The organism is Mesorhizobium sp. M7A.F.Ca.CA.003.01.2.1, from assembly GCF_003998945.1.
Lineage (GTDB): Bacteria > Pseudomonadota > Alphaproteobacteria > Rhizobiales > Rhizobiaceae > Mesorhizobium > Mesorhizobium ciceri.
Genome location: NZ_RZRA01000408.1, coordinates 1 through 4,791, shown reverse-complemented (window position 1 = coordinate 4,791; position 4,791 = coordinate 1). Strand labels below are relative to the sequence as shown.

6 protein-coding genes and 1 pseudogene are annotated in these 4,791 nt (G+C 62.8%); all 7 read right to left on the bottom strand.

Annotated elements, in window-relative coordinates; genetic code table 11:
* Positions 1–309: ACT domain-containing protein (locus tag EN969_RS17355; protein ID WP_127419267.1), on the bottom strand; the 309-nt coding region annotated here is incomplete at its 3' end.
* Positions 306–1,106, bottom strand: a complete 801-nt coding sequence (locus EN969_RS17350) for a 3-methyl-2-oxobutanoate hydroxymethyltransferase (protein ID WP_063168536.1) — start codon at positions 1,104–1,106, stop codon at positions 306–308. The genes EN969_RS17355 and EN969_RS17350, both read right to left, overlap by 4 nt.
* Positions 1,107–1,140: 34 nt before the next feature.
* Positions 1,141–1,455: a MocE family 2Fe-2S type ferredoxin gene (locus EN969_RS17345; RefSeq protein ID WP_013530832.1), complete on the bottom strand. Its 315-nt coding sequence runs from the start codon at positions 1,453–1,455 to the stop codon at positions 1,141–1,143.
* A gap of 11 nt (positions 1,456–1,466) precedes the next feature.
* On the bottom strand, positions 1,467–2,588 hold the full coding sequence (locus tag EN969_RS17340) for a fatty acid desaturase family protein (RefSeq protein WP_082826495.1): 1,122 nt from the start codon (positions 2,586–2,588) through the stop codon (positions 1,467–1,469).
* 10 nt (positions 2,589–2,598) lie between these two features.
* Positions 2,599–3,780 carry an aldose 1-epimerase family protein gene (locus EN969_RS17335; protein ID WP_063168537.1) on the bottom strand — a complete coding sequence of 394 codons (1,182 nt, stop codon included), beginning with the start codon at positions 3,778–3,780 and terminating at the stop codon, positions 2,599–2,601.
* Between the two features lie 16 nt (positions 3,781–3,796).
* Positions 3,797–4,579 carry an ATP-binding cassette domain-containing protein gene (locus tag EN969_RS17330; RefSeq protein WP_024501560.1) on the bottom strand — a complete coding sequence of 261 codons (783 nt, stop codon included), beginning with the start codon at positions 4,577–4,579 and terminating at the stop codon, positions 3,797–3,799.
* Positions 4,576–4,791, bottom strand: a pseudogene (locus EN969_RS17325) (ABC transporter permease); the annotation flags it as partial. The gene EN969_RS17330 and the pseudogene EN969_RS17325, both read right to left, overlap by 4 nt.

Genomic DNA, 4,791 nt, shown 5'->3' with positions numbered 1-4,791 from the left:
CATGCCGATGGTCTTCGGGCGGCGTCCCTGATCGACCAGCGCGGTCTTCATGCCGAAGCGGTCGACGCTCGATTCCAGGGCCCGCTCCAGACTGTCCCCGGTCGAGCCTAACGGGCTGATGAAGGCGATCCGCATGAAAAAGCGATTGGTCTGCCGGTCCCAGAACTGGCTGCTTTCGGCGATGTTGGCGCCGTTCGCGGCAAGCTCCGCCGTGACGGCGGCGACGATCCCCGGCCGATCCTCGCAGGAAAGCGTGAGAATATGAACCGGCGCGGCCTCGCCCGTCGCATCATTGCCTTGAGATTTCACGCCCCGTCGACCCTCTTCATGAACAGGCTGAGTTCAGCCGGATCCATATGCACCACATGCTTGTCTTCGGGATAGGCGAGACTGTTCACGTCGGCAACATATTCCGAAAACGCGGCGATACGCTCGGCCTGCAAACGATCATATTCGGCGGCGAAATTGCGATAGACCTTGGAATGACGGGGCATGTGGCCACGGTTCTGGCCGAGAATGTCGTCGGCGAACAGATATTGCGCATCGCAACCGGTACCCGCTCCCATCGACAGCATGATCAGCGACGTCCGCTCCGAGATCGCCTTGGCCACCTCGACCGGCACCACCTCGATCTCGGCGCCGATGGCGCCGGCGGCCTCCAGTTGCTTCACCGCCGCGAAGATATCCATGGCGGTGTCGGCGGTCTTGCCGACCGCCTTGAAGCCGCCAGTCCAGGTCGCCCGTGACGGGATCAGCCCGACATGGCCGATCACCGGGATATTGTCATCGGCCATCCGCTTGATCGTGGCGTAGCCGGCGCTGCAATAGACCGCGTCGGCGCCGGCCTTGTAGAGCCGGAAGGCCCAGCGCACGAAATCGTCCGCCGTGCCGATCTCGTAGAAATTGTCGCCCGGCATGGTGAACAGGCTGGGCGCCGCGTCGCGGTACTCAGGGTTGAGCACCAATTCGGGCGGCACCGAGACGATGTCGACCCCTGCGCGCTCCGCGGCCTCGGCCTCGTCCATCGTCAGCACACGCAGCATGGTCAGCTGTCGCTTGCCCTTCATGGCGCGCAAATCCGCCACCGTCGGTCTTTTTCGGCTCATCAAAAGGGTTCCCTCAGTTGCATTCGGCGGCAGGTCAGCCGATCTGGATCATCACTTTGCCAGCCTCGACCTTCACTGGATAGGTGGCGAGATTGACGCATACCGGTGCGCCTCGAGCCACGCCCGTCTTGTAGTTGAAGCGGCCATTGTGCTTGGGGCATTCGATGATGTCGTCCATCACCAGCCCATCGGCCAGATGCGCCTTCTCATGCGTGCAGTATCCGTCGGTTGCGAAGTACTCGTCATCGGGACTGCGATAGATGGCGAAGGTACGGCCGCCATGATCGAAGCGGATGACATCCTCTTCCTCGACATCGTCGACGCCACACGCTTCAACCCAGTCGGCCATCTGCTTCTCCCCTATTCCGCCGCCGCCGGAACGGTCAGTGCATGGAATTCGTCCCGGTACGGCCGCGCCGTCGGCGGCAATTCACGTTTGAGGAAATAATCCTCGTACTGAAGCTGCTTCAGCAGCACCGGCCAGACCTCGCGATAGGCATGCCACATCGAAGGGTTCGGCTCGGGCAGATCGTGCTTGATCAATTCGTGCAGCCTCGGCAGCGCGTGATAGGGCACCATCGGGAACATGTGATGTTCGACATGATAGTTCATGTTCCAATAGATGAAGCGGCTGATCGGGTTCATGTAGACGGTGCGCGTGTTCAGCCGGTGGTCGGTGACATTGTCGGCCAGCCCGATATGCTGCAGCAGGCCGGTCAGCACCATGTGCCAGCTGCCGTAGAGGCGCGGCAGGCCGATCAGCACCAGCGGCAGGAACGACCACAGATGAAGCGCTAGCCCGATCGCCCCGACATAGATGGCGACATGCCAGCGCGCGGCTGTGACCACCTTGTGAAGCTCCATCTCGGGAATAAAGCTTTTCTCGTCCGGCGAGATGCTGCCGAACGCATTGCGCACCAGCGTCGGCAGCGAATAGCGGAAATCGAGAACACCGGTGAAGGCGAGTGCGGCGCGCAGCAGGTCCGGCGGACGCATCACCGCGATCTCGGCGTCGCGGCCGACGATGATCGTGTCGGTGTGGTGGCGGGCATGGCTCCAGCGCCAGGTCACCGGATTGCGCATCAGCATGAAGCTGGCGATCTGGTAGACGGCATCGTTCATCCAGCGTGTGCGGAAGGCGGTGCCGTGGCCGCACTCGTGCCAGCGCGAGTCGCTGGACGAGCCGTAGAGCACGCCATAGACGAGCAGGAACGGCACCACCCACCACGTGCCCCAGAACCAGGCGATCCCGGCGGCGGAACCCAATATGGCAACGATCCAGATGATCGTGTCGCGGATCGCCGGGCCGTCCGAGCGCTGCATCAGCTCTTTCATCGCCTTGCGCGGCACATCGGTGTGATACCACTCGGCCGAGGCCAGCCCGGTCTCGATCGCGATGCGCGTGCTTTCCCCGACCAGGCTGTAGTCGCGCTTTTTCTCCATCACATCGACCTCCGATTTCCGGCCCGCCAGCCGGAGCATTCGTTTCGCCTCATGCCCTGTCCGCCAATCCCGGAAAATTACCCGACGGTACAGGATAATCCTGTTGCGGCTGCCTGGCGATCGACGCGATCTTTGCTTCGGCCTCGGCGATCGCGCCGGCGCCGTCGAGCACCCGGAACACTGCGTCGTAAGAACGGCTTTCACTATGCTCCAGCCAGATCATCTCGCCCCGCTCGCGCGCCGCGAGATTGCCGAGCACATGATGCGTCGAGGGTTCGATGCCCAGCGCATACTGCCCCGCCTGAAAATTCTGCCATTGATATGCGCAAGGCAGCTGGTCCTTGCGCGTCACCACTTCGAAGCCGAGCCCGAGCTGATCGTTGACCACTGCCACCGGCACCTCGCCATTGGCGTCCGCCGCCATCTCGTGCTGCCAGACCTGCTCGCTGAAACCCGATTGCGGCGCCGGCATCGTGCGGTAACCCACCTTCTGCGCCTGGTAGCGCTCGCCGGCATGGCCAGCCCAGACGACGTCGCGGATCGGCGCCAGATAGCGCGAACCCTCGTCGAGCAAGGGATGGCTGACATTGACGTGGTAAAAATACATGTGCGGCGTGCGGTTGAAACCGTGGTTGACGACGCGATCCGACAGCCGGATCTCGTTGCCGCCGACATCGGCCTCGATACGCCGGATCAGATGCAGATCCTCGCCGAACACTGCCGATTGCTGCACGGTGCCTTCGGCCCACAGCACGCAGCGGTCGCCGTCCCAGGTCTCGCCATAACCGGTCAGCCGCGCCGGAATGGTGCCGACGCGGCCATGCAGCGAATGGATCACGGTCTTCCTGCCCGGGTAGTTGTAGCTATCGGCCGGCACTTCTTCCCGGCCCAATATGTGGTCGAGGCCGCAGGTGACAAGCAGCCCTGAAAACGAACGCGCCCAGGCGAGCCCCCCTTCCCCCTCATAATCGTGCAGACCGGGGTTGCGAAAGCCGCTCGGCGAATGCCAGCCGATCGCCTGGCCCTTGAAGTCGCAATCGGCGATGTCGAGCGCCCGGTCGACCAGCGCCGTGAAACGCAGCCCCGTGCCGGTGCGGAACTCCAGCATGCGGATGCCGCGTTCCACGCCGTCGCCAAGCGTCATCAGCCGCACGCCGGCAAATTGCGACAGCATGCCCGAACGTTCCGACACCTGCCGGCGCGAAAGCGTCTTGCCGTAGAGTTCTACCATGTGACGGCCAACTTCTTCACTTCGCTCTCGTCTCTTTCAGCAGGGCCGACATATCGGCGCCGGTGATGATGCTTTCCACGGTCAGAAGATCGGTATCGGCAACCGTCTGCTCGGCGACGATCTCGCCGCGGCGCATGACGATGATGCGGTCGGCGACCTGGAACACGTGATGGATGTTGTGGGTGATCAAGAGCACGGAATGACCGGCGTCACGCACCTCCTTGACGAAGCGCAGCACGCCATGGGTTTCCTCGACACCGAGATTGTTGGTCGGTTCGTCGAGGATGATGACCTTGGCGGCGAACTGCATGGCGCGAGAAATCGCGATCGACTGCCGCTCGCCACCCGATAGCGTCGAGACCAGCGCATCGGCGTCGAGTTTTTTCGAGATGCCGACGCGCTTCAACAGCGCCGACGCCGCGTCTCGCAATTTGGCGAAATCGAGCGGCGCGAACACGCCCAGCCATTTCAGCTTGACCGGCTCGCGCCCAAGGAAAAGATTGCGCGCGATGCTGAGATCCGGCGCAAGAGACGTATCCTGGTGGATGGTCTCGATGCCGAGGTCCATCGCGTCGCGTGTCGAACGGATCGAAACCTTTTCACCGCGCACATAGATGTCGCCACGGTCGATCGGAAACACACCGGAAATCGCCTTGATCAGCGTCGATTTGCCGGCGCCGTTGTCGCCGAGCAGGGCCACCACCTCGCCTTCCTTGAGGGCAAAGGACGCATTCTTCAGTGCGCGGACGCTGCCGAAGGATTTTTGCAGATTCTGCAGCCGGAGAACTTCCATCGTCAGCCCCTTGCGGCGTTCTTCTGCAGCAAAGCGTGCAGGATGAGCATGGCGAGGATGATCAGGCCGACGAAGATGTTGTAGGCGAGGCCCGGCACGCCGATCAGCACAATGCCGTTGCGGATCGCGCGCAGCATCAGCGCACCGACGATGGTGCCGAGGATCGTGCCGCGTCCGCCGGTCAGCGCCGTGCCGCCGACCACCACCATGGCGATCAC

What these genes read in the sequence shown, in the direction of transcription:
- EN969_RS17350 (WP_063168536.1), bottom strand. Translation starts at nt 1,106, where the DNA reads ATGAGCCGAAAAAGACCGACGGTGGCGGATTTGCGCGCCATGAAGGGC.
- EN969_RS17345 (WP_013530832.1), bottom strand. Translation starts at nt 1,455, where the DNA reads ATGGCCGACTGGGTTGAAGCGTGTGGCGTCGACGATGTCGAGGAAGAG.
- EN969_RS17340 (WP_082826495.1), bottom strand. Translation starts at nt 2,588, where the DNA reads ATGCTCCGGCTGGCGGGCCGGAAATCGGAGGTCGATGTGATGGAGAAA.
- EN969_RS17335 (WP_063168537.1), bottom strand. Translation starts at nt 3,780, where the DNA reads ATGGTAGAACTCTACGGCAAGACGCTTTCGCGCCGGCAGGTGTCGGAA.